Raw genomic sequence first — 23,563 nt, 5'->3', positions numbered from 1 at the left:
GGCGTCACCTCCGGCGCAGCAGCGTGCTTCGGGATTCGAGTGGTATCTGCGGCATGTTGATGATGTGGGCGACCGCCCGGCCAGGGTCGATGCGCACGTAGTTGGCTGCTCCCCACTGGTATTCCTCTCCGGTTATCTCGTCGCGCACCCAGAACCGTTCGTAGCCCTCCATACCCAGCGCGGCCATGTCCAACCACACGGTGCCCTCTTCGGGCCCGAATGCATTCAGTGTCACCACTACCAGTACGCAGTCACCGGTAGTCGGGTCGAACTTGCTGTAGGCGAGCAGGGCATCGCTGTCCACGCTGTGGAATCGAATGGTCCGCAACTCCCGCAGCGCGGGATGCAGTCGACGAATGTTGTTGAGCCGGGCGACGAACGGCTCCAGCGATCGGCCCTCGGCCAGGGCAGTGGCGAAGTCCCGGGGCCGCAACTCGTATTTCTCCGAGTCCAGGTACTCCTCACTACCCTCGCGCACCGCGCGATGCTCGAAAAGCTCGTAGCCGGAGTACATTCCCCAGGCCGGACTCATCGTCGCGGCCAGCACCGCGCGGATCGCGAACATGCCCGGGCCGTTGTGCTGCAGGATGGCGTGCAGGATGTCGGGGGTGTTCACGAACAGGTTCGGGCGGCGGAAATCCGCGAATTCGGCGATCTCCTGGCCAAATTCGGTGAGTTCCCACTTGGCGGTGCGCCAGGTGAAATACGAGTAGGACTGGGTAAAGCCGAGCTTGGCCAGCCCGTACTGGCGCGCCGGCGGTGTGAAAGCCTCCGACAGAAACAGCACGTCGGGATCGATCGCTTTGACCTGGCCGATTAGCCATGCCCAGAAGTTGGGTGGCTTGGTATGCGGATTGTCGACCCGAAAGATCTTGACGCCGTGGTCCATCCAGTGCCGCACCACCCGCAGCACCTCGTCGTAGAGCCCGGCGGGATCGTTGTCGAAGTTTAGCGGGTAGATATCTTGATATTTCTTGGGCGGGTTCTCCGCATAGGCGATGGTCCCGTCGGGCAGTTCGGTGAACCATTGGCGGTGTTGTCGGGCCCAGGGATGGTCCGGTGCGCATTGCAGCGCAAGGTCCAGCGCCACTTCCATGTCCAGATCGCGCACTGCGGCCACGAAGTCGTCGAAGTCGTCGATCGTGCCGAGTTTGGGATGTACTGCATCGTGTCCGCCCTCGTCGCTGCCGATCGCCCACGGCGATCCCACGTCGCCCGGAATGGCGGTGGCGGTGTTGTTGCGGCCCTTGCGATGGATTTTGCCGATGGGATGAATCGGCGGCAGATACACGACGTCGAAGCCCATCTCCGCGATGCGGGGGAGCGCCGCGGTGGCGGTGGCAAAGGTGCCGTGCACCGGATTGCCGTCGGCGTCCCACCCGCCCGTCGAGCGTGGGAACATCTCGTACCACGCGCCGAAGCGGGCCTCGGGCCGGTCCACCCACACTCCGTACTGTTCGCCGCGGGTGACCAGCTCACGCAGCGGGTATTGCGCCAGCAGCTCCTCGACTGTGGGTGCGAGCGCAGCGGCCGCGCGTGTCACCGGATCGCCCGGGTTGCGCAAAGCGGCGGCGGCGGTCAGCAGAGGCTCGCGCCGGCTGCGGGGCACCCCGGTGGCGGCGCGTTCCAACAGCTGCGCCCCGACGAGCAGGTCATTGGACAACTCGGTCTCGCCCTGGCCGGCGTCCAACTTCGCGATGATGGAATGTCGCCAGCTGTGAATCGGGTCGCCCCAGCCGTCCACCCGGAAGGTCCACAACCCGACGCTGTCCGGGCTGAACTGCGCGTGGAAGACGTAGGGCTCTTCACCCATGGTCATCGGGACCAGCAGCGGCTTGACCCGCGGCGGTGCCTCGGCCCCGTTTTTCAGGTCTGCCTGCACGGCCTTGATCCGCCGCGCTTCGCTGGCCTGCGGGTAGCGCGGCCCCAAGTAGCGCACCACCAGGGTCGCCGCCACCGCCTCATGGCCTTCCCGCCACACCGACGCGCTGACTGGAACTACCTCACCGACCACGGCTTTAGCCGGATATGCGCCGCACGACACGACGGGCTGGACGTCATCGATCTCGACACGACCTGGCACCGCACTCCTTCGATCGCCCGGAAACTCTCTTTGCGCCCAATACCCACCGTAGTGTCGGGCCACACCCGGGGCGCGTGAAAGCGCTGGCTGTCATGACGTCACCCCGGGCCCGTCGTCAGTAAGGTATTGACGCGTGAAAGCCCTCCGCCGGTTTACCGTCCGTGCTCACCTTCCGGAACGCCTGGCGGCCTTGGAGCAGCTGTCGACAAACCTGCGGTGGTCGTGGGAGAAGCCCACGCAGGACCTCTTCGCAACGATCGACTCGGCGCTGTGGCGGCAATGCGGTCAAGATCCGGTGGCACTGCTGGGTGCAGTGACGCCGGCACGGCTCGATGAGTTGGCCGCCGACGTCGACTTTCTCCGGCGGCTCGACGAGTTGGCCGCGGACTTGGACGACTATCTGAGCCGCCCGCTGTGGTATCAGCAGCAACAACGCGACGGCGCTGCCATGCCGTCGGCGATCGCCTATTTCTCGATGGAGTTCGGGGTCGCCGACGTGCTGCCCAACTACTCGGGCGGTTTGGGAATTCTGGCGGGCGACCACCTGAAGTCGGCGTCAGACTTGGGGCTGCCGCTGATCGCGGTCGGCTTGTACTACCGATCCGGCTACTTTCGACAGTCGTTGACGGCTGACGGCTGGCAACAAGAAACGTATCCATCACTGGACCCGCAGGGGTTGCCGTTACGGCTGCTCACCGATGTCGGCGGAAATCCGGTGCTGGTCGAGTTGGCCTTACCCGATACCGACCGGCTGCGCGCCCGGGTCTGGGTGGCGCAGGTGGGGCGCGTCCCGTTGCTGTTGCTGGATTCCGATGTCCCCGAAAATGAGCATGATCTGCGCGGTGTCACCGACCGCCTCTACGGCGGTGACCAGAACCACCGCATCAGACAAGAGATTCTGGCCGGCGTAGGCGGGGTGCGGGCGATCCGGGCCTTCACCGAGATTGAAGGGCTGCCCGCTCCCGAGGTGTTCCACATGAACGAGGGCCATGCCGGATTCCTCGGTGTGGAACGCATCCGCGAACTGGTCGACGCGGGACTGGACTTCGACACCGCCCTGACCGTGGTGCGTTCCTCCACGGTGTTCACCACCCACACCCCGGTGCCCGCCGGTATCGACCGGTTCCCGCTGGAGCTGGTGCAACGCTATTTCGACGACGCAGAATCGGGCCTGCTGCGGGGTCTGCCCCGCGAGCGAGTCCTGGAGCTGGGCGCCGAAGAGGATCCCGACAAATTCAACATGGCTTACATGGGTCTGCGGCTGGCCCAACGGGCCAATGGCGTCTCGCTGCTGCATGGCCGGGTCAGCCGGGTCATGTTCAACGGGCTCTGGAGCGGATTCGACCCCGACGAGGTGCCAATCGGGTCGATCACCAACGGTGTGCACGCGCCGACCTGGGCCGCCCCGCAGTGGTTGCAGCTGGGCCGCGAACTGGCCGGGGCCGATTCGTTCAGCGAACCCGAAGTCTGGGAACGGCTCCAACAGGTCGACGCGAGGCACTTGTGGGGGATCCGTTCGCAGCTGCGGGCATTGCTGGTCGACGATGTCCGGGCGAGACTCCGGAAATCCTGCTTGGCGCGGGGAGCGTCTGATGCCGAACTAGGCTGGATCTCCACGGCTTTCGACCCCGACGTGCTCACCATCGGGTTCGCCCGCCGCGTCCCGACCTATAAGCGGTTGACGTTGATGTTGCGCGACCCGGATCGACTCGAGCAGCTGCTGCTCGACGACGACAAGCCGATCCAGTTGATCGTCGCGGGCAAGTCGCACCCGGCCGACGACGCGGGCAAAGCGCTGATTCAGCAGGTGGTGCGGTTCGCCGACCGCCCCGAGGTACGTCACCGCATCGCGTTTTTGCCCGACTACGACATGTCGATGGCGCGCCGGCTGTACTGGGGTTGCGACGTCTGGCTGAACAACCCGCTGCGCCCATTGGAGGCCTGCGGAACGTCAGGGATGAAAAGCGCGCTGAACGGCGGGTTGAACCTGTCGATCCGCGACGGCTGGTGGGACGAGTGGTACGACGGCGGAAACGGTTGGGAGATTCCCTCCGCCTCCCGGGCGGCCGATGAAGCCCGTCGGGACGACTTGGAGGCCGCCGCGCTCTACGACCTGCTCGACCACTCGGTGGCGCCGACGTTCTACGAACGAGACGAGCACGGGGTGCCGTCGCGGTGGATCGCGATGGTTCGGCACACCCTGCAGACACTGGGCCCGAAAGTCCTGGCGTCTCGGATGGTGCGGGAGTACGTCGAGAACTACTACACGCCGGCGGCGCAGTCGCTGCGCAACACGGTCGCGAGCGAGGGCCAAGTGACGTTCGAGGCGGCGCGCGAGTTGGCCGGCTACCGCAGACGCGCATTTGCGGCGTGGCCGAAGATACACATCACCGATGTGGACAGCACCGGTCTGCCGGACACGCCTGTGTTGGGGTCGAAGCTGACCCTGACGGCGACCGTGCAATTGGCCGGCCTGCGGCCAGACGAGGTTTCCGTTCAGGCGGTAGTCGGCCGAGTCGACGCCGGCGACGCACTGATCGACCCGGTCACGGTTGAGATGCCGTATACCGGAACGGCTTTGGGCGGCGACGCGGTCTTCGCGATGACGACGCCGCTACCCGTCGCCGGGGCGGTCGGTTACACGGTCCGGGTGCTGCCGAAGCACCCGATGCTGGCCGGCGATACCGAACTGGGTTTGGTCACGCTTGCGTAAGCCCGCGCTTGCGGGCGATCTAGCAGTTCTCAGATCACTAATTCGACGCACTTACCGGTGCTGTTCAGCGACAATTGCGACACCACCCGGGTGGGCAACCGCCGCACTGAATAGAGGTGCGTCATGGCGAACAGAACTGCTGCCCCGTCCGCGACTCGCGGAAGGCACACCGCCGAGCGCGCCAGACACAAAAACGCCCGGGCTGCCGCCGGTGTGGACCGGGCCACGAATTCGCCGACCAACCGCCGCTTCCGGGCAGGCCGGCGGCGCGCACCGCTCACTAGGCGCCGCCAGCCTGCGCCGACCGCGGTGTTGCTGGTGGCGGCGTTTGGCGCCTTTCTCGCGTTCCTCGACTCCACGATCGTCAACATCGCTTTCCCGGCCATCCAGCGGTACTTCCACAACAGTGATATCAGCAGCCTGTCGTGGGTGCTGAACGCCTACAACATCGCCTTCGCCGCGTTTCTGGTCGCGGGTGGCAGGCTTGCCGACCTGCTCGGGCGCAAGCGGATGTTCATCTACGGCGTGGTGTTGTTCACCGCAGCGTCCGGGCTGTGCGCGGTCGCCGGGACGGTCGGGCACCTGATTGCGTTCCGGGTGGTGCAGGGCATCGGCGCGGCGATCCTGGTGCCGGCATCACTGGCGCTTGTTGTCGAGAGTTTCGACGCCGCGCGCCGCGCTCACGGAGTGGGCCTGTGGGGCGCAGCGGCGGCCATCGCGTCGGGTCTGGGTCCGCCCATCGGCGGTGCCCTGGTGGACGCGTCGAGTTGGCGCTGGGTGTTTTTGGTCAATCTGCCGCTGGGCGTCGTGGCGGTGGTGGTCGCTCGCCGGGGGCTGGTCGAAAGCCGCGCCTCCGGACGGCGACGGATGCCCGATTTGCGCGGGGCGGCGCTACTGGCAGTTGCGCTTGGGTGCCTGACGCTTGGCCTGGTCAAGGGCCCAGACTGGGGCTGGACCGGTCCGGCGACCATCGGATCGTTTCTGGCCGCGGTGATCGCGATGCTCGGGTTTGTGCTCAGTTCGCAGAATCATCCGACGCCGCTGATCGAGCCCGCGTTTCTGCATGTCCGATCGTTCATGGCGGGCAACACGCTGACGCTGGTCGCCAGTGCCGGGTTCTACGCCTATCTGCTGACCCACGTGTTGTTCTTGAACTACGTCTGGGGTTACAACCTGTTGCGCGCGGGCCTCGCCGTCGCGCCCGCCGCATTCGTCGCGGCAGTTGTCGCAGCGGTACTTGGCCGCGTCGCCGACCGCCACGGTTACCGTCTCATCATCATTGTCGGCGCCCTGATTTGGGCCGGCAGCCTGCTGTGGTACATCGAACGTGTCGGATCCCAACCCGATTTCCTAGGGGAGTGGCTGCCCGGTCAAATACTGCAGGGCCTGGGGGTCGGCGCGACGTTGCCGATGCTCGGTAGCGCGGCGCTGGCCGGCTTGGCCGCAGGCGGCAGTTACGCCACTGCTTCGGCGGTGGTCAGCAGCACCCGCCAACTCGGCGCCGTGATCGGCATCGCGCTGCTGGTGATTGTGATCGGCACGCCGGCGCGCGGCGCCGCCGAAGAGGCGCTGCGGCGAGGTTGGGTGCTGGCCGCGGTGTGCTTTGCGCTGGTTGCAATCAGCGGGGTGTTGCTGGGCCGTACCCGCCATGTCGCCGCAGCAACAAATGAGGTCGAGCCGCCGCGGCAAATCGATCCGCGGGAATTGCGGTTGAGGCCTGGGCTGGTGTCGCTGCCCGCTGAGAGCTGCTCGGTCGCGGCCGGTGAGGTCGATCCGCTCGGCGCTTTGCCGCTTTTTGCCGGGCTGGACGCCATTACGCTGGCAGAGCTGCGTGACCACGCCGAGCAGATCGAGTTGGAGGCGGGGTCGTATCTCTTCCAAGCGGGCGACCCGTCCGACTCCCTCTATGTGGTGCGTAACGGCCGGCTTCAGGTGCTCCAAAACGAGGTAGTGTTAACGGAATTGGGCCGCGGCGAAGTCGTCGGCGAGCTCGGATTGCTGATCGACGCGCCCCGTTCGGCATCGGTGCGCGCCGTGCGTGACTCGACACTCATGCGACTCAGCAAGGCTCAATTCGACACGATCGCCCATTCGGGCGTCCTCGAGGCACTGATCCGGGTGCTTGCCACCCGGCTACATCAAGCTCCACCGCCCGCGGTCCCGCGCGCACCGACACCCGAAGTCGTTATCGCGATCGTCGGCGTCGACGCCCAGGCGCCAGTACCGACGGTGGCCACCGAATTGGTCACTGCGCTGTCGGGACGGCTCCAGGTGGCAGACCCGGGCCGGGTGGGCCGCGACGGGTTGGAGCGCGCCGAGCGGGTGGCAGACAAGGTGGTGCTGCACGCGGCGATCGGCGACGGCGACTGGCATGACTTCTGCTTGCGCTCGGCCGATCGTGTCGTGCTGGTTGCCGGTGACCCCGCACCGCCATCGGCGCCGATGCCTTCGAGAGCGGTGGGCGCTGACCTCGTGCTGGCGGGACCGCCCGCTGACCGCGAACATCGGCGGCAGTGGGAGGAATTGATCACGCCGCGGTCGGTGCACTCGGTCCGCCTCGCTCATGCGTCTATTGACTTGCGCCCGCTGGCCGCCCGCATCGCCGGCCGGTCGATAGGGCTGGTGCTCAGCGGTGGTGCCGCGCGGGCATTTGCGCATCTGGGTGTACTGGAGGAGCTGGAGGCCGCCGGGGTGGTGATCGACCGGTTCGCCGGCACCAGTATGGGAGCGATCATCGCGGGATTCGCCGCCACCGGTATGGACGCAGCTGCGGTAGACGCGAACATCTACGAGTACTTCATCCGCAGTAACCCGACTAGCGACTACACCCTGCCGAGCAAAGGACTTATCAGTGGACGTCGCACGTTGGGCGCTCTCAAAACGGCTCATGGCGGGCGCTTGGTAGAGGAGTTGCCGAAGGAATTCCGCTGTGTCAGCGTCGATCTGCTGGCCCGGCGGACCGTCGTGCACCGCCGCGGCCGGCTCGCCGACGTCATCGGCTGTTCCCTGCGGGTGCCGGGACTGTACGCGCCGATTGTCTACGACGGCTCACTGCACGTCGATGGCGGCGTGCTGGACAACCTGCCGGTCGCCGCGCTGGCGCGCGAGGAGGGGCCGTTGATCGCGGTGAGCATCGGCACCGGTAACCAGGCAAGTCCCGTCGAAGTGACGAAAATGCCGCGCTCCCCGCGGGTTCCGAGCATCGTCGACACTCTCATGCGCACGATGACGATTGGTAGCGCAATGGCGTCATCCGAAGTGCTGGCGCAGGCTGACCTTTCCATCCATCCCGATGTTGGCGGCGTCGGATTTTTGGAATGGCACCAGATCGACGCCGCTCGCGAAGCTGGCCGGATCGCGACTCGTAAGGCGCTGCCGCAGATCATGGAGGTGGTAGCGGGTGGCTGACGTCGCGGTGGTTACCGATAGCACTGCCTACCTGCCGGATGCGCTGGTGGACAGTCTCGGCATCACGGTGGTGTCGCTGTATTACAACGTCGGTGACGGCTGGCTGCGTGAGTCGGAGTTCGACGGCGATTTCGGACGGTTTTACGCGGCGCTGGACGAGTCGAAGAGCGTCGCGACAACGTCGGAGCCTGCCGTCGAGGATTTCGTCGCGGCCTTTGAGCGGCTGCTGCAGCAGTACAGCGCCGTCGTCGCCGTACTGATCTCCTCGGGCTTTTCCAAGACCTGCTCGAACGGTCGGCAGGCAGCCACGCAGCTGGAATCCGAGTGCCCCGGCGGCGAGCGGGTAGTGGTGATCGACTCAGCCGGTGCGGCTGGCTCCCTTGGTATTCAAGCGCTGGCAGCCGCGCGGGCGGCCGCTGCCGGGGAGGACGAGGCAGGGGTAGTCGCGGCAGTGCGTCGGGCGCGCCAAGGGGTCAGGCAGTGGTTCGTTGTCGACACGCTTGAGTATCTGCGGCGCGGCGGTCGGATCGGCACTGCAGCGGCGTGGCTTGGATCGGCGCTCGACCTCAAGCCGATCTTGGAGATCGAATCGGAATTCCGGGCCGTTGAACGCGTGCGCACGCGCAGGCGCGCTGTGGAGCGGTTGGTTGAGCTGATGCGCTTGCGCCGCGCGGTGGGCGCCGACCGGTGGTTCGTCAACCACTCATATGCGCACGCGGACGCAGAGATGCTCGTGGAGCGTCTAAGTGCGGTGTTCGATGCACCGCCCGAGTTCGTTTCGGAGCTCGGTCCAGTCCTTGCCACGCACGCGGGCCCCGGGACCCTTTCGGTCGGAGGTCTTCCAAGCGCGGCTTTGGGGGGTGCGCGTGGCTGACGTTGCGGTAGTTACCGACAGCACCGCCTACCTACCGAGCGCCCTCGTCGACAGTCTCGGTATCACGGTGGTGCCGCTGTATTACGACGTTGGTGGCGGCTGGCTGCCTGAGTCGGAGTTCGACGGTGATTTCGGAAGGTTCTATGCGGCATTGGACGCGTCGCAGAGTGTGGCGACGACGTCGGAGCCTAGCGTTGAGGACTTCGTCGTGGTCTTTGTAAGGCTGTTGCAGAAGTACAGCGCTGTTGTCGCGGTACTGATCTCCTCGGGTTTTTCCAAGACCTGCTCGAACGCTCGACAGGCAGCCGCGCAGCTGGAATCTGAGGGCCGCGGCGGCCAGCGGGTAGTGGTGATCGACTCAGCCGGCGCGGCGGGCCATATGGGTATTCAGGTGATGGCGGCAGCGCGGGCGGCCGCCGCGGGAGACGATCCCTCGGGGGTGATGGAGGCGACGCGCCGGGCGCGTCAGGAGGTCAGACAATGGCTGCTCGTCGACACGCTTGAGTATCTGCGGCGCGGTGGCCGGATCGGTGGCGCGGCAGCATGGCTCGGGTCGGCGCTCGACCTCAAGCCGATCTTGATGGTCGAATCAGAATTCCGACCGGTCGAACGGGTACGCACACGCAGACGTGCTGTCGAGCGGTTGGTCGAACTGATGCGCCAGCGCCGCGCGGTGGGCGCCGATCGATGGTTTATCAACCACACCTTTGCGGACGACGACGCACAACGGCTATCCGAGCGTCTCACTGAGCTGTTTGGTACCCCACCGGAGTTCGTCGCCGAGATGGGCCCGGTAGTTGCGACACACCTCGGTCCGCGGGCGTTGGCTGTGGGAGGTCTTCCAAGCGCGGCGCTGGGTTAGCCGACGGCAACTGTTACATGCAGGTTTCGTATTAGATCGAAGTCAGCGGATCTCTCTCGGCTGGGGGTCTGCGGCGGTACCGTTACACGGTTAGTGATTGTGGCTGGACAGGTGGTTCACGCCGAGCAGGATGACGGCCTGCGAGTGGCGATTCCACGGTGTCGGCGTCCGGTTGGAGTGCGCGCGTGTCTGACGTCGCAGTGGTTACCGACAGCACCAGTTATCTGCCGCGCGCGCTCATCGACGGCCTGGGCGTCACGGTGGTGTCGCTGTATTACGACACCGGTGGCGGCCCGCTGCGTGAGTCCGAGTTCGACGGCGAATTCGGACGGTTCTACGCGGCGCTGGACGCGGCGAAGAGCGTTGCGACGACATCGGAGCCTACGGTCGAGGACTTCGGCGTGGTCTTTGAGCGGCTGCTGCAGCAGCACAGCGCTGTCGTGGCCGTGCTGATCTCCTCGGGCGTTTCCGGGACTTGCTCGACGGCCCGACAGGCAGCCGAACGGCTGCAGGCTGGGGGCCGAGGCGGCGAGCGGGTGGTGGTGATCGACTCGGCCGGCTTCGGTGGCCACCTCGGGCTGCAGGCGCTGGCGGCGGCGCGTGCCGCGGCGGGGGGCGCCGATCTGGATGGAGTGGTCGAGCGGGTACGTCACGCCCGTCAGGAGGTCAAGGGCTGGGCTCTGGTGGATACGCTCGAGTACCTTCGGCGAAGCGACCGGGTGGGCACCGTCGCCGCCTGGATCGGATCGGCTCTCGACCTCAAGCCGATCTTGATGATCGAGCCCGAGCTCAAGGCCATCGAGCGGGTACGCACGCGTACACGCGGTATCGAGCGGTTGGTCGAGCTGATGCGCCAGCGCCATTCTCTCGGCGCCGACCGGTGGTTCGTCCAACACGCGAATGCGCACGAGGACGCGAAGCGAGTAGGGGAACGTATTGCCGAAATGTTCGGCACGGAGCCGGAATTCATCTCCGAAGTCGGACCCGTCGTCGCAACGCACGTCGGACCAGGGACGCTGTTGGTCGGCGGACTTCCCGGAGCGGCACTGAGGTAACCGGGCCATGAGTACGGCGGCGAGTGTCGAATGCAGCCAGTGCGGGACCGGGAACCGGCCCCAGGCCAGGTTCTGCGGCGGCTGCGGCGCCCCGATGGTGGTCGAGATTGCCTGTCCGAGGTGTGGTTCGCGCAACCCTGGCTCGCAGCGCTTCTGCGACGAGTGCGGTGCCTCGTTGGCCGTCCAGTCGGTGCCGGCGCAGCCGCCCGACACGCCGCCGCCTAAAACCCTTGCAGGCGGCCGGTATACGCTTGGCCGCCTGCTCGGTGAAGGTGCCGGCAAACGTGTATACCTGGCCACCGACACCCGCCTGCAGCGTGAGGTCGCCGCCGCTGTCTTCAAAGCCGCCGGGTCGGACGAAACCGCCATGCACCGGGCACGCCGAGAAGCCGAGGCGATGGCGAAGCTTGGCGAGCACGCCAACATCGTCAATGTCTACGACTTCGGCGAGGAATCGGGCCAGCTGTATCTGATCAGCCAGTACATGGCCGGCGGTGACCTCTATGACCTGCTCTCCGACGCAGCGGATCACCGGCTCGCCGTCGAGGAAGTGGTCCGGATCGGAATGGACATCGCCAGTGGGCTTGCGCACGCACACGCCCATGGCGTCGTGCATCGTGACGTCAAACCGCAGAATGTGTGGCTGACCCCGGACGGTGCCGCCAAGATTGGCGACTTCGGGCTTGCGGTCGCCGAAGGTGGCACGCGCGTAACAGCCGTGGGAACAATCATCGGCACGGTTGCCTACATGCCGCCTGAGCAAGGTCTCGGTCGCGGTTCTGACGCACGCTCGGACATCTACTCGCTCGGCGCCCTGCTTTACGAATTACTCTGCGGGATACCTCCGTTCGCTGGCGAGTCCGCGGCTGCGGTTGTCTCCCAGCATGTTTCGACGGCACCGGTCGCGCCGAGCGGACATCGCTCCGGTGTTGCCGCCGCGCTCGACCAGTTGCTGCTGAGAATGCTGGCCAAGGCGCCGGAAGCCCGCCCCCAGCAAGCAGCCGAGGTTCGCGACGCGCTTGGGGCGATCGCTGCCGTCGTGGCGCATGGCGACACCGCCACTCACGACATGGCCGCGCTCGACCGGATCACCGACAGCGGTTTCGTTGGGCGAGAGCGCGAGATGCAAGAACTGCGCGCAGCGATCGACGACACGGCCGGCCGCCGCGGGCGCACCGTGTTGATAAGCGGTGAGTCTGGGATCGGCAAGACACGGCTGGCGTCGGAGGCCGCGGCATACGCTGCGCTGCGCGGCGCGCAAGTTCTGTGGGGCCGCTGCTACGCGGGCGAAGGCGCGCCTGCCTACTGGCCGTGGATCCAGGTGATCCGCGACTATGCACGCGAACACGACGCCGAGACAGTCGCTTCCGACCTGGGCTCTGGCGCGTTTGAGATCGGACAAATCGTCTCCGAGGTGCGCGAGCGGATACCGGAGATCCCGGAGTCGCCGCCGCTCGACGCCGAGCAGGCACGATTCCGCTTGTTCGATTCGGTTTCGCGATTTCTGATCGGAGCTTCGGAGCGTCAGCCGCTCGCGATCTTCCTCGAAGACCTGCAGCAAGCCGACCGTCCCTCGCTGATGCTGCTGGCTTTCGTCGCGCGCGAGCTGTCCCGCTCGCGGGTATTGCTGCTGGGCACGTATCGCGACGACGAGGTTCCCGGGGAATATCTCAACGAAGCGCTGACCGCGCTCAGCAAGGAGCGGGGCTATAGCCGTATCAGGCTGCGAGGGCTATCCGATCAGCATGTCAAAGCCATGCTGGAAGCGGTGCTGCAACAACCACTGGAACAACGAGATGAGCTCACCCTCGCAGATGCCATTTGCCGTGAATCCGAAGGTAATCCGTACTTCACCGAGGAGATCATCCGCCATCTGATCGACTCTGAAGTGCTCGACTGGCGCGACGGGCGCTGGGTTACCAACCTCCGCGGAGACGACGAGCTTGGGATTCCCCGCGGCGTCCGTGAGGTCGTCGCCCATCGGTTGGAGAAGTTGCCGGTTGACACCCTCGAGCTGTTGTCGACGGCCGCCGTAATCGGGCGTGAGTTCGACCTCCAGATCCTGACGCGCGTCAGCGGGCTGGAGGCGGGCGTCGCCCTCGAACGGCTGCAGACCGCCCTGGACGGGGCGATAGTCACGCACGCCAGCGGCGAGCCCGGGCGGTACGTCTTCACCCACGGCGCCACCCGTGATGCCCTGTATGACGACCTGCCCGGGCTGCGCCGCTCTGCGCTGCACATCGCCGCCGGCGAGGCCATCGAGGAACTCTACGAAGACCGGATCGAATCCCACTTGTCGGCGATCGCCTACCACCTGGCGAAGGCGGCACCACAGGGCGACGTCGGCAAGGCAGCCGACTACGCCTGGTGGGCGGGCGAGCGGTCAGCGGCGACGTATGCCTACGAAGATGCCGTCGGGCTTTTCGAAACGGCGCTGCGATTGTTCGACATGCTCCCGGAGGTGCCGCAGCGTCGATGCGATCTGTTGCTGGCGCTCGGGGATGCCCGATGGGGCGCAGGCGAAGCCGACGGGGCCCGTGAGACGTTCGGCGAGGCAGCGTCGATGGCACGTGAACTCGCGCTCAACGACCACTACGCGCGCGCCGCGCTTGGCTACGGCGGTGGGCCGGGCGGCTTTTCGATCACCGATCGAGCCGACGAACAGTTGGTGGCGATGCTGGGCGAAGCGCTTGAGGTGTTGCCGGCGCGCGATAGCGCGCTACGAGTGACGGTGCTCGCCCGGCTGGCCCTCGAGCTTCGCTGCAAGGGCGCACTGGAAGAAGCCGATCGGGCAAGCGCAGAAGCCACCGAGATGGCCGAGCGCGTCGGCGACACCAAGATTTTGCTGCTGGCCATGCACAGCCGCCAGTGGTCGACATTGGGTCCCGACCGGCTCGACGAGGCGGTCAAGTCGGGTGAGGAGATGGCGCGACTGGCCCGGATCGTCGGTGATCGCGACATGGAATTCGAAGGTCACCATCTGCGGCTGATCGCGCTCGCACAGTTCGGCGACTTCCGGGCGGTCGACGAGGAGATCTTGGCGTGCGACCGACTGGCCGGTGAACTGCGTCAACCACGCTACTTGTGGCAGGCCGCGGTTTTCCGCGCGATGCGAGCGCTGATGCGGGGCCGCCATCAGGAGTCCGAGCGGTTGGCGCACACGGCGCTCTCGATCGGACAGCGCGCCGAACCGGAGGTAGCCGCAGTCGTGTTCGGGGCGCACTCCTTCCTGACCCGGTTGGCGGACGGCAGCCTGGACCAGCTGAGAGACGCGGGTCGTGAGGCCGCTGCACGCTACGGCCAGGCGTGGCCGTCGGCCTATGTGTGGCTGCTCACCGAAATCGGCGAACTCGACGAGGCCCGTGCCAGATTCGCCGACCTGGCGGGGGACGGCTTCGAGGCGCTCCGACGCAGCAGTGACTGGTTGACGTCGATTTGCGCACTCTCCATCGCCTCGGTCGCGATCGGGGACCGAAAAGCCGCAAGCACGCTCTACGAACTACTGGTGCCCTACGCGGAACGCTGCACACTGTTTTTGGCCGGCGCCGGCTGTCTGGGCTCCAACCAGGCGTTCCTGGGCGTCGCCGCCGCGGCCGCCGACCGCCAGCAGGAAGCTGCGCGCCACTTCGAACTCGCGCTCACGCGCAATGCGGAGATCGGCTGCGACTACGTGACCCCCCGGGTCTGCTACGAGTACGCCCGCACCTTGCTCAGCACACGGGAGCCGGCGGCTCGGGAGAAAGCGATGGGCTTAATCGACCGGGGAGTGGCGCTCGCTCGGCAGATCGGCATGCGTGCCGAAGCCGATCGGCTCACGCGATTGCGCCATGAGCACCAGGAGCAGAAGTCCACGCTGGGCTGGTCGGCCCTGGAGAGTGTTGCCCAATCTGTCGAGCTGACTCGGCCCGACCTTCGAGGGGTGGCCGCGCCCAACGGGACGGTCACGATCATGTTCTCGGACATTGAAGGCTCCACGGTGCTCACCGAGGAGTTGGGCGACGAGCGTTGGCTAAAGGTGCTGCACCGCCACAACGCACTTATCCGCGGCCATCTGGCCGCGCACCACGGCTTCGAGGTCAAATCGCAGGGCGACGGTTTCATGGTGGCATTCGCCAGCGCCGGCAACGCGATCCGCTGTGCAGTCGCGATCCAGCGCGACTTCGCGGCGCGTCGCGATCATTCTGGTAGCCAGGTGCTGCGCGTCCGGATCGGACTGCACACTGGAGAGGTGATCCGAGAACAGGATGACTTCTTTGGGCACACCGTGATCCTGGCGGCGCGGATCGGGGCGAAAGCCAACGGCGGCCAGATCCTCGTGTCAGAAGTACTGCGCGGGTTGGTCGCCGGCAGTCACGAGTTCCGATTCGGTGACTCCCGGGAGGAACAGCTCAAGGGGCTGCGAGATACCCAGCGGGTCTATGAGGTGTGCTGGCATTAGCGCATCAGGCGCTTGGATCGCCCCCATCCTTCAGGTTAGTGAGTGCCGGACTCGTTGAGTCGTCGTCGCTCTCGGGGTTGCGGGCGATAACCGGAAACACGGTCTCCATCCCGCTGCGACCTTTGATTTCAACGGATTCACCAGCGCCCCAAACGAACTGCTCCGCGACTGCGCCGTGTACTCCGCTGGTCACCATAACCGCCGCCCGTCCATGGCGGCCGGCGATCCCGGACAACCGGAATGCCACGTTGGTCGCATCACCGATCACGGCGTCGACCGATCTCGTCATCGCGGCCAAGGCGGCCATGCCCCGCACCACGCCCCAGCCCATGTGGATCGGCGCGCCGTCCGGCCCGCGCAGCGGCAGCTCGGGCGCGAGCTGCTCGACAAGCTGATTCGCGGCGAGAGCGAAATCGATCGCCAGCTCGATCGCATCCGGGAACCTGCTCATCTCCCAGATTGCGAACAGCGCATCCCCAGCGTAGTGATTCAGGGTGCCGTGATGGGCATGCAGGACACTGCCGAGCTGATTCCATAGCGTGTGCAAGCTTCGTGCCATGACTTGCTCGTCTGTTACCTGGGAGATCGTCGAGTAATTGACGATGTCACCGACCACCATCACCATGGCGGCCTGGCTAATCCGTGCCCGCGTGCGCTGCGCGACTTTTACGGGGACCGCGGTGAACCGCTGCGAGGAAAAGGTAAGTGCCACATCGCCGATCCGGATCTCGTCGCCGGGTCGGATCGGCAGCGGAACCGCCCGTTCAAGCCGCACACCGTTGAGCGACGTGCCATTGCTGCTGGTGTCGATCAGGAAAGCCTGATCGCTTGCCCCGTCCAGCCGGATCTCGAGGTGGGTGCGGGAGATCTCGGGGTCGTCGATGAGGAGCCTGCGCGATTCGCTGATTCCTGCGCATTCTCGACCAACAAACAACTGGTCGAAAATCGGCACGCTGCATTTCGAATCGCCGTCGCCGACGATGAGGTATCCCAGCGGCTCGCCGGGCTGTCCGCCCGGCACATTGACAAAGGCCGCCATCATCGCCTCGCCGCTAGCCGTGGCCGCGCCCATGCGGTCGGTCGCATGGATGCTGTCGCAGTTCGTTGGGTTTCGGACTGGACCGGGCTGATCATACCGAGTTGGGGGCGAAAAAGACGCCGGTTGCAGGCCTGGAGGCGTTCGAGAAGGGCAAACTCATAAGTCGTGCGGCGCCGCGATGAGTTTTGCCCTCCTGTGCAGTCTGATCTGCATGGGCAAACTCATCTATGGCTTCAACGTGTCGGTGGACGGGTACATCGCCGACAACCAGGGCAGCATCGACTGGACCGATCCGAGCGAAGAACTGCACCAGTATTGGAACGACTTCGAGCGGGAGACCGCTCTGGCGTTCTACGGACGGCGGCTCTACGAACTGATGTCCGCGTACTGGCCGACCGCCGACAAGACCCCGGACGCCACCCCTCTGATCGTTGACTTCGCCCGCATCTGGCGCAACATGTCCAAGGTCGTGTTCTCGCGCACCCTCAAGTCCGTCGACTGGAACTCCCGCCTGGAACGCGGCGACCCAGTCGAGGTGGTGACGAAGCTGAAAGCCGAAACCGACGGTGAGCTGGAGGTGGCCGGGGCGACGCTGGCCGCGCCGATCGTGCAGGCCGGGCTGGTGGACGAATACCGGATCGTGGTCGCGCCCACCGCCGTGGGCGGCGGCACCCCCTTCTTCCCAACCCTGCCGTCATGGATCTCGCTGCGACTGTTGGAGAACCGCACCTTCCCGGGTGGCACCGTCCTGCTGCGCTACGAGGCAAAACACGACTGACCGGACATACACAGCCATGGGGCTGCGGAGGCGTCACCGGGAGACTCACAGAACGACCGATCGATCCGCCAACCACCCTGGAGGCCGCCTGAAGCTCGCCCATCCACCAAACCCCGGCCAAAGTGCCTGCGGCGCAATGCAAAGCACCAAGCGAATGATAGCTCAGTGAGCGCGCGCGACAAGTTGAGTGTGCTGACAAATATCCTCAGGGCGGTCATGCCAAGGGGTTTCAACTGACGATGGGTCGCTGGATGGCCGGTCGACCACCGGGTTGGTGAATCGACGATAGCGGTGACGGCGGGTGGCTAGCATGTCCCACCAGGTGGGTGAGAAAGGCGCGATCGGTGGATGAGGTTGCGTTTGGGCGTTACCGGCTGATCGAACTGATCGGCGAGGGTGGCATGGGCAAGGTGTACAAGGCCCACGACACTGTGATGGGTCGCGATGTCGCGATCAAAGTGTTGCCGCCGGAGTTGGCTAGGGAACGTGGCTATGAGGAACGGTTCCGGCGTGAGGCTTACACCGCCGCCCGATTGATTGAGCCGCACATCATCCCGATTTTTGAGGCGGGGGAAATCGAGGGACGGCTGTATTTGGTGATGCCGGTCATCGAGGGCGTCGACGTGCACAGTCTGCTGCAGCGCGACGGGCCGATGAGTCCGCAGCGGGCTGTCCCAGTGATCGAACAGTTGGCCGCGGCGCTTACTGCTGCGCATCAGCATGGGCTGGTACACCGTGATATCAAGCCGTCCAACGCATTACTGACCGGTGACGACTTTGTGTATCTGATCGATTTCGGTATCGCTCACGACGCCGCAGCCGCCAGACTGACGAGCACCGGCATGATGGTGGGCACGCTGCACTATATGGCCCCGGAGCGCTTCACCACCGGCACCGCCGATGCCCGCTCGGATGTCTACTCCTTGGCCTGTGTGCTCTATGAGTGCCTCACCGGCGCCACGCCCTATCCCGGCGACAGCATGGAACAGCAGATCGCGGGACACCTGGCCCTCGACCCTCCCAAACCCAGCAGCGCCGACCTCGGCATCCCGCCGGGGTTCGACGAGGTCATCGCGATTGGCATGGCCAAAGCGCCCGACGAGCGCTATCAGAGCGCCCGCGATTTAGCGACGGCCGCCCGGCGGGCCCTCACCGTGGTACCCACGCCAGCCCGCGTTCCGCACTCCGCGCCGAGCCAGCTTGCCGACCCGACGCGGGCCGCGTCAAAGCCGTCCCAGCAATCTCGAAAGTCAGCGACCACACGACAAGTGATCCCGCGTGACAAACTGGGCGTGCTGAGCAAGATCGGCCAGGGCGGCCAGGGTGTCGTCTATGGCGCGCCCAATGTCAAGACCAAGTTCTCGGAATCGATGGTCTACAAGGAATACAAACCGCAGACCCTGGCCGACATCGACTTCACCGCATTGGCAGCCATGCCGGCCCTGGTCGAAGACTCGCTGTCCTACGCGCAGGCCGAGCGGCTGATCTCGTTTGCCGCCTGGCCCTGCGCGATCGTCGAAGACAGCGGCAGGCCAAGAGGATTCGTAATGCCGGCCATCCCACCCGAGTTCTTCATCGACCTGACCACTGTTAGGGGCGTGTCGAAGACCACCGCCGAATTCCAGCACCTGTTCAATCATGTCTCGGTGCTTTCCGCCCGCGGCATCAAACTCGATGACGTACAACGCTATTCGCTGCTGCGCGAGATCGCTTCCGCGCTGACGTTTCTTCACAAACACGGTGTGTGTGTTGGTGATATCTCACCGAAAAACCTGCTGTTCACGCTGACCCCGCATGAAGCGGTCTACTTCATCGATTGCGACGCGATGCGGATCAACGCCGTTTCGGCGCTGCCCCAAATGGAAACCCCGGGTTGGGGCAGTCCCTCGGGTGAGGAACTGGCCACCATCTACACCGATAGCTACAAACTGGGGCTGCTCGCGCTGCGGTTGCTCGCCGGTGACCACGACACCAAAAACCCCCACCACATCCCAGCCACAGCGACCGACCTGTTGCGTCAGATCGTCACCGACACATTGACCAACCAGCCACACCAACGCCCGCTACCCGAAGCCTGGACCTACGTACTCGGCCACGCCATCGAACACGCCCAACACCACAAGAAGACCGCAGCAGCGGCTGCAGCACCCGTGAGCCTCGCACCCGAACCGCCAGCCACCCCGGTCATGCACTCCAGACCGCCCGTATCTAGCCCACACTCCAGACCGCCAGCGCCCACCCCGCAATCCAGACCGTCAACCCCAGTTCCGCCACCGCCGGCATCGGCGCCAGCCGCCCCGTCGAGCCGCCAACGAGGCCGGCCGGGCCTCATCGGCGTGACCATCGCGTTTGTCGTGATCGTGACCGCCGCCGTCATCGTCTTTCTGCTGTCGCGACTGGACTCGTCGCCTTCCCAAACCCCAACGGCGCAGCCGACGCCCGCTTCAGGGCCGGCCGTCGGGTCCGCCCCGCCTTCATCGGAAGAAGCTCCGACGACCACCCCTTCCAGCACCGAAATATCCGGGTTGGCGCCGTTCGTCGGGATTTGGCAGGCCCATACGCAGAAGGTAGTGATCGACAGCGCCGGTACCGGTCATTTGAACTACCAGGGATGCACCGCGTGCGCGACACCTACCGAAAATACGGTGGATTTCACGTTGACGTCGGTATCGAACGGCATCGCCAACGGAAGCGTCACCACGACCACAGACGCGTATTACACCGGCAAACCGGTGGTTGCCATGGTCACCGCGGGCTCACCGGGCCAGCTCCTTCAGATAACCATCGGTGGCCTACAACAACTACCGCTCTGCAACGGCGTCGCTGAGGCGGCTGGCGAGTGTGGTGCCTGACCCAACTTGGGCGGTATGCACCAACCGCGCCAAGGATATTCCAAGCCGTTTGTCGGAGCCTTTTGTGGACGGGCACCAAGACTACGGGCTCGGTATCGATTGCGTGTGCCACGAAGGAAACGGGTATGACAAAGACCGCATGGGCAGGAAGCGCAGTCATGTGCGCGATGGCGCTTTTCGCGCCGCTGGCTGAAGCTGATCCCTCCCCAGGGCACTTTGTGAACGTGCGGACGCCGTCCCCGCCGATGCGTTGTGAGGTGGGCTCGGATGACGGCGACGGAGTGGGCCCTAATGTGGTCTGCCAGACGGCCGGCTTCCCGCAGGCTCCGATGGATCCCCCACCTTATCCAGGATGGCCGGGAGATCCCTCGGTGTTGCACCAGGATCAGGCCATCATTACCGCAGCGGGCCAATTCACGTGGCGGACCGCCAATCTGGGAATGGCTCCGCCTGGACAGCCCGACGTCGTCCTCACGGATGGTCAGACGTATCACTTTCAAGGCTGGGCGATAGTGGTGAGCAGCGACGGCACCACCTTCACCCACGATGCGACCGGCCACGGCATGGTCATCGACGGTGGCTACAACGTCAAGCCGTTCTGACTCAGAACTCGGGAAGCAGATGAGGTTTGCAAGGCTGGCTGAGTTGTCCGCTAGATAGTCAGTGAGGGGTTGTTTTCATGCAGTACGCCTAACACCCGCCCGATCGGGATGAATGAACTACTGCAGTCACCCGGCGTACCGGGCTCATTATGCGCGGCGTCGCTAGTGACCTCAATTCCTAGTGCTCCGTTGCTGTTATAGACCGCTCCGCCGCTATCACCCGGATGCGCACAGTACGAGGCGGTGGTGACATTTTCCAACCAGGAATAGCCGGTCACGGTCTGGCGAACGTTCGTAGCTGTCACCGCTCCACAGTTTGACGTGTCGTGCCGATCACCCACCAGACACGCCTCATCACCCACAGCACCCGCTATAGGGTTGTCCGGAATATGTTCCCAGCCAGTGCCATACAACTTCTGTCCTGGAAACATCTCGACCAACGACACGTCGTCATAGATTCCCCCGCTGGGGATCGTATAGGTGAGTTCAAAGCCCACGGCGGTGCTATGGTCCGAGGGACTGTAGATTTCGACCCCAGACCCGTCGGGCTGCTGGTAGTGGATGCCTGCCTCACTACGGAAACAATGCCCAGCGGAGATGAAATACCGATTGCCGGAGCTATCCCACGCCGGGAACCCTACGCTGCAGTTGTACCAAGAACCGTTCTTGTAGATGTCGTACCGCATTCCTGGCCACGCCCAATCGGCGCTGGTTGCGGCGTTCGCTTGCGGCCCCGCAATCACGGATGACGCAAAAGCGCAAGCAATGGCAACGCCGGCCACCGCTGCAATTCTTACGTTCCTCATCGTCGTGCTCCCAATCTCGTGGCCAGAGGCAGTCGGACGGTCAGGCGTCGAACTACCGTTGTGTGGGATTAGGGTGCGGCGGCCGCCTTGGAGGATTCTCAAGGGATTCTTGCCGAATTGATCCGGTGCCCGGTGTCGCCAGCAGTGCATAACACCGACAGCTCTGCTCGTTCGAGCGTCAGGCCTGTTTAGCTACGTACGTGTGACGACGCGCGGCCGAGTAACTGAGGAAGATCTAGTGATCACATTGCCCGGTAGGCAATTCCGCCATGTGGGAATTCAACCACTTGCTTACTTCAGTGAGTTCCTGTGTGCCGTCATCGAACGATCCCGATGCCGGCTCTGTCGCCACCGCTACGGCGGTCAGGCCGGTCGGCGTCTTCAGCACCCCCAGTTGTCGCACCAGATAATCACCGGTAGGTGAGGGACCCCACCCGCCTTTGAACCGGGTACCCGGAATGACCCCAAGCCCCCAACGCTGGCCGGCTTCCACCTCACCCATCAACGTGAAGATCGGTGCGCTCCCGCGGTCGCATGCCGCGGCGGCGGTGAACCGGGCCTGGTCGGTCAACGACCATTTGGTCTGGCCGAAGGCGGTGAATTGCGGGCGCAGCTTCCGCCATTCGACGGTCGTCGGATCGCCGAGTCTGCTCATGAAGGCTTCGACTTTGTGCGCCGCCGTGACCGGATCGCCCAGGTTGTCCCAAATCGACTCGGCGGCCGCGTTATCGGACTGAGTAATGGCAGCCCGCATCGCGTCGGTGACGGTCGGCGGGTCTTCTTCGCCCAAGGCGGTGATGGCCACCGGAACTTTCATCGTCGACCAGGCGGGTCCGCTTGTCCAGTCGCCGAATACGAGTTGCTTCGGGTCGGCACCGATGGCACTGATGACGAGACCCATCTTGGCTTCCAGCTTGTTCTGCAACGTGGCGAATTCTGCCGCCAGCGGTGTGGCTGCGCCGCTCGGAGCCGGTCCCGGTGCAGTCGTCGTCGCTTGCGGTGGTGCGGGGGCAGCGGTGTGGCGTACCGGCGGGTTGGGGGTCGGCAACGGGGACACAGGAGCTGCATGGTGCCCGATAAAAGCGCAACTTGTCAGAACCCCACACGCCGCCAGCATGAGGGTGATGCCAGAAGCGAGCCGTGTCCCGCCGCGGGCTCGGCTACCGCGCATCCCCGTCGATCCGTTTCGAAATCCGCGCCGCAGTGGTGGCCGCACTCATTTCAGGTACCCGCGCCCTTTCCGCTGAGGTAGGTGACTATTCCCTCAACGACTGCAGAGGCATATTTCGCTCGGCCATCAGCGCTCTGCATTTGTGCGGCATCGTCGCCGTTCTTCATGTTGCCGAGCTCGACCAGAACCGCCGGATACTGGGCCAGGTTCAGGCCCGCGAGATCGGCACGGCCATACAGGCCGTCAGAACCGATATAGGTGGACGGTTGAAGACCTGATGCGAGCAATGCATCGCGCATCGCGTGGGCGAGTTGTACCGCTGGCCCGGCCTGCGCTTCGTTGAGCGGGGGACTGGAGTAGTTCACGTGAAACCCCCGACCGGTCGGCGGTCCACCGTCGGCGTGAACGCTGACGATTGCGTCCGGATGCATCGCGTTAGCCAGCGCGGCGCGCTGATCGACGCAGGGGCCGACTGAATTGTCGCCTTCCCGGGACAGCTGGGTGCGTGCACCCATCTGGTCGAGTGCATCACGGATGCGCAATGTGACGTCCCAGTTAAGGGCATGCTCGGAATAGCCGTCGCTGGTCGCGGTGCCCGTCGTGTTGCACTGCTTCTCACCGCCCCGGCCATTCGGGACTTGCCGGGTTATCGAGGGGTCGGACACGCCATTGTGGCCGGGGTCAAGGAAGACCATCATGCCGGCGAGGCTGGCGGACAAAGCTTTCGGTGCGTTAACCATTGCCGCCGACGCGAGGTTCACTACTAGCACCGCGACACACACGTACCTCACGACGTTCCGTCGTGAAACTGATCGCAGTCCGCCGCACCCGCGCGGTGAGGGCGAATCGAGCACGCCAGGATCGTAGCAATCAACCATGGAA

At 65.0% G+C, this 23,563-nt stretch carries 14 protein-coding genes and 1 pseudogene; 10 read left to right on the top strand and 5 right to left on the bottom strand.

Features of this window, described 5'->3' with window-relative positions; all coding sequences use genetic code 11:
- Nucleotides 1–4: 4 nt before the first annotated feature.
- Nucleotides 5–2,083, bottom strand: a complete 2,079-nt coding sequence (locus tag AC5Y49_RS04710; protein WP_499884582.1) for an alpha-1,4-glucan--maltose-1-phosphate maltosyltransferase — start codon at nucleotides 2,081–2,083, stop codon at nucleotides 5–7.
- A gap of 133 nt (nucleotides 2,084–2,216) precedes the next feature.
- On the opposite strand from AC5Y49_RS04710, the gene AC5Y49_RS04705 reads away from it, so the two are divergent.
- The 7 genes and pseudogenes from AC5Y49_RS04705 (at nucleotide 2,217) to AC5Y49_RS04675 (ending at nucleotide 15,433) form a co-directional block, all read left to right on the top strand.
- Nucleotides 2,217–4,796: a glycosyltransferase family 1 protein gene (locus AC5Y49_RS04705; RefSeq protein ID WP_499884581.1), complete on the top strand. Its 2,580-nt coding sequence runs from the start codon at nucleotides 2,217–2,219 to the stop codon at nucleotides 4,794–4,796.
- A 123-nt stretch (nucleotides 4,797–4,919) separates the two neighbouring features.
- Complete coding sequence (locus AC5Y49_RS04700; RefSeq protein ID WP_499884580.1) at nucleotides 4,920–8,204, top strand: MFS transporter; 3,285 nt, start codon at nucleotides 4,920–4,922, stop codon at nucleotides 8,202–8,204.
- The gene (locus tag AC5Y49_RS04695) at nucleotides 8,197–9,078 is read left to right on the top strand and encodes a DegV family protein (protein ID WP_499884579.1); all 882 of its coding nucleotides are present in this window, start codon (nucleotides 8,197–8,199) and stop codon (nucleotides 9,076–9,078) included. The genes AC5Y49_RS04700 and AC5Y49_RS04695 overlap by 8 nt, the downstream gene beginning before the upstream one ends.
- Nucleotides 9,071–9,940, top strand: a complete 870-nt coding sequence (locus AC5Y49_RS04690; protein WP_499884578.1) for a DegV family protein — start codon at nucleotides 9,071–9,073, stop codon at nucleotides 9,938–9,940. Before AC5Y49_RS04695 ends, AC5Y49_RS04690 begins: the two co-directional genes overlap by 8 nt.
- 185 nt (nucleotides 9,941–10,125) lie before the next feature.
- On the top strand, nucleotides 10,126–10,995 hold the full coding sequence (locus AC5Y49_RS04685; protein WP_499884577.1) for a DegV family protein: 870 nt from the start codon (nucleotides 10,126–10,128) through the stop codon (nucleotides 10,993–10,995).
- 7 nt (nucleotides 10,996–11,002) lie between these two features.
- Nucleotides 11,003–11,152, top strand: a pseudogene (locus AC5Y49_RS04680) (double zinc ribbon domain-containing protein); the annotation flags it as partial.
- Between the two features lie 18 nt (nucleotides 11,153–11,170).
- Complete coding sequence (locus AC5Y49_RS04675) at nucleotides 11,171–15,433, top strand: protein kinase domain-containing protein (protein WP_499884666.1); 4,263 nt, start codon at nucleotides 11,171–11,173, stop codon at nucleotides 15,431–15,433.
- Between the two features lie 4 nt (nucleotides 15,434–15,437).
- On the opposite strand, the gene AC5Y49_RS04670 is transcribed toward AC5Y49_RS04675, so the two are convergent.
- Complete coding sequence (locus AC5Y49_RS04670; RefSeq protein WP_499884576.1) at nucleotides 15,438–16,505, bottom strand: adenylate/guanylate cyclase domain-containing protein; 1,068 nt, start codon at nucleotides 16,503–16,505, stop codon at nucleotides 15,438–15,440.
- Nucleotides 16,506–16,683: 178 nt separating this feature from the next.
- On the opposite strand from AC5Y49_RS04670, the gene AC5Y49_RS04665 reads away from it, so the two are divergent.
- The 3 genes from AC5Y49_RS04665 (at nucleotide 16,684) to AC5Y49_RS04655 (ending at nucleotide 20,704) form a co-directional block, all read left to right on the top strand.
- Nucleotides 16,684–17,250, top strand: a complete 567-nt coding sequence (locus AC5Y49_RS04665) for a dihydrofolate reductase family protein (RefSeq protein ID WP_499884665.1) — start codon at nucleotides 16,684–16,686, stop codon at nucleotides 17,248–17,250.
- 344 nt (nucleotides 17,251–17,594) lie between these two features.
- A complete protein-coding gene (locus tag AC5Y49_RS04660) occupies nucleotides 17,595–20,102 on the top strand; it encodes a protein kinase domain-containing protein (protein ID WP_499884575.1) in 2,508 nt (835 codons plus the stop codon).
- Nucleotides 20,103–20,227: 125 nt separating this feature from the next.
- Complete coding sequence (locus AC5Y49_RS04655) at nucleotides 20,228–20,704, top strand: hypothetical protein (protein ID WP_499884574.1); 477 nt, start codon at nucleotides 20,228–20,230, stop codon at nucleotides 20,702–20,704.
- A gap of 50 nt (nucleotides 20,705–20,754) precedes the next feature.
- Here the strand turns inward: AC5Y49_RS04655 and AC5Y49_RS04650 are convergent, their stop codons facing one another.
- The 3 genes from AC5Y49_RS04650 to AC5Y49_RS04640 all read right to left on the bottom strand — a co-directional run bounded on the left by AC5Y49_RS04650 (nucleotide 20,755) and on the right by AC5Y49_RS04640 (nucleotide 23,559).
- Nucleotides 20,755–21,486 carry a trypsin-like serine protease gene (locus tag AC5Y49_RS04650; RefSeq protein ID WP_499884573.1) on the bottom strand — a complete coding sequence of 244 codons (732 nt, stop codon included), beginning with the start codon at nucleotides 21,484–21,486 and terminating at the stop codon, nucleotides 20,755–20,757.
- A 259-nt stretch (nucleotides 21,487–21,745) separates the two neighbouring features.
- Entirely contained in the window at nucleotides 21,746–22,567 is an 822-nt protein-coding gene (locus tag AC5Y49_RS04645; protein ID WP_499884572.1) for a serine hydrolase, read from the bottom strand.
- 164 nt (nucleotides 22,568–22,731) lie between these two features.
- Complete coding sequence (locus AC5Y49_RS04640) at nucleotides 22,732–23,559, bottom strand: Rv3717 family N-acetylmuramoyl-L-alanine amidase (protein WP_499884664.1); 828 nt, start codon at nucleotides 23,557–23,559, stop codon at nucleotides 22,732–22,734.
- Nucleotides 23,560–23,563 lie beyond the last annotated feature (4 nt).

It is taken from the genome of Mycobacterium sp. NGS62 (assembly GCF_059812285.1).
This window is presented reverse-complemented; position numbering and strand designations above follow the sequence as displayed.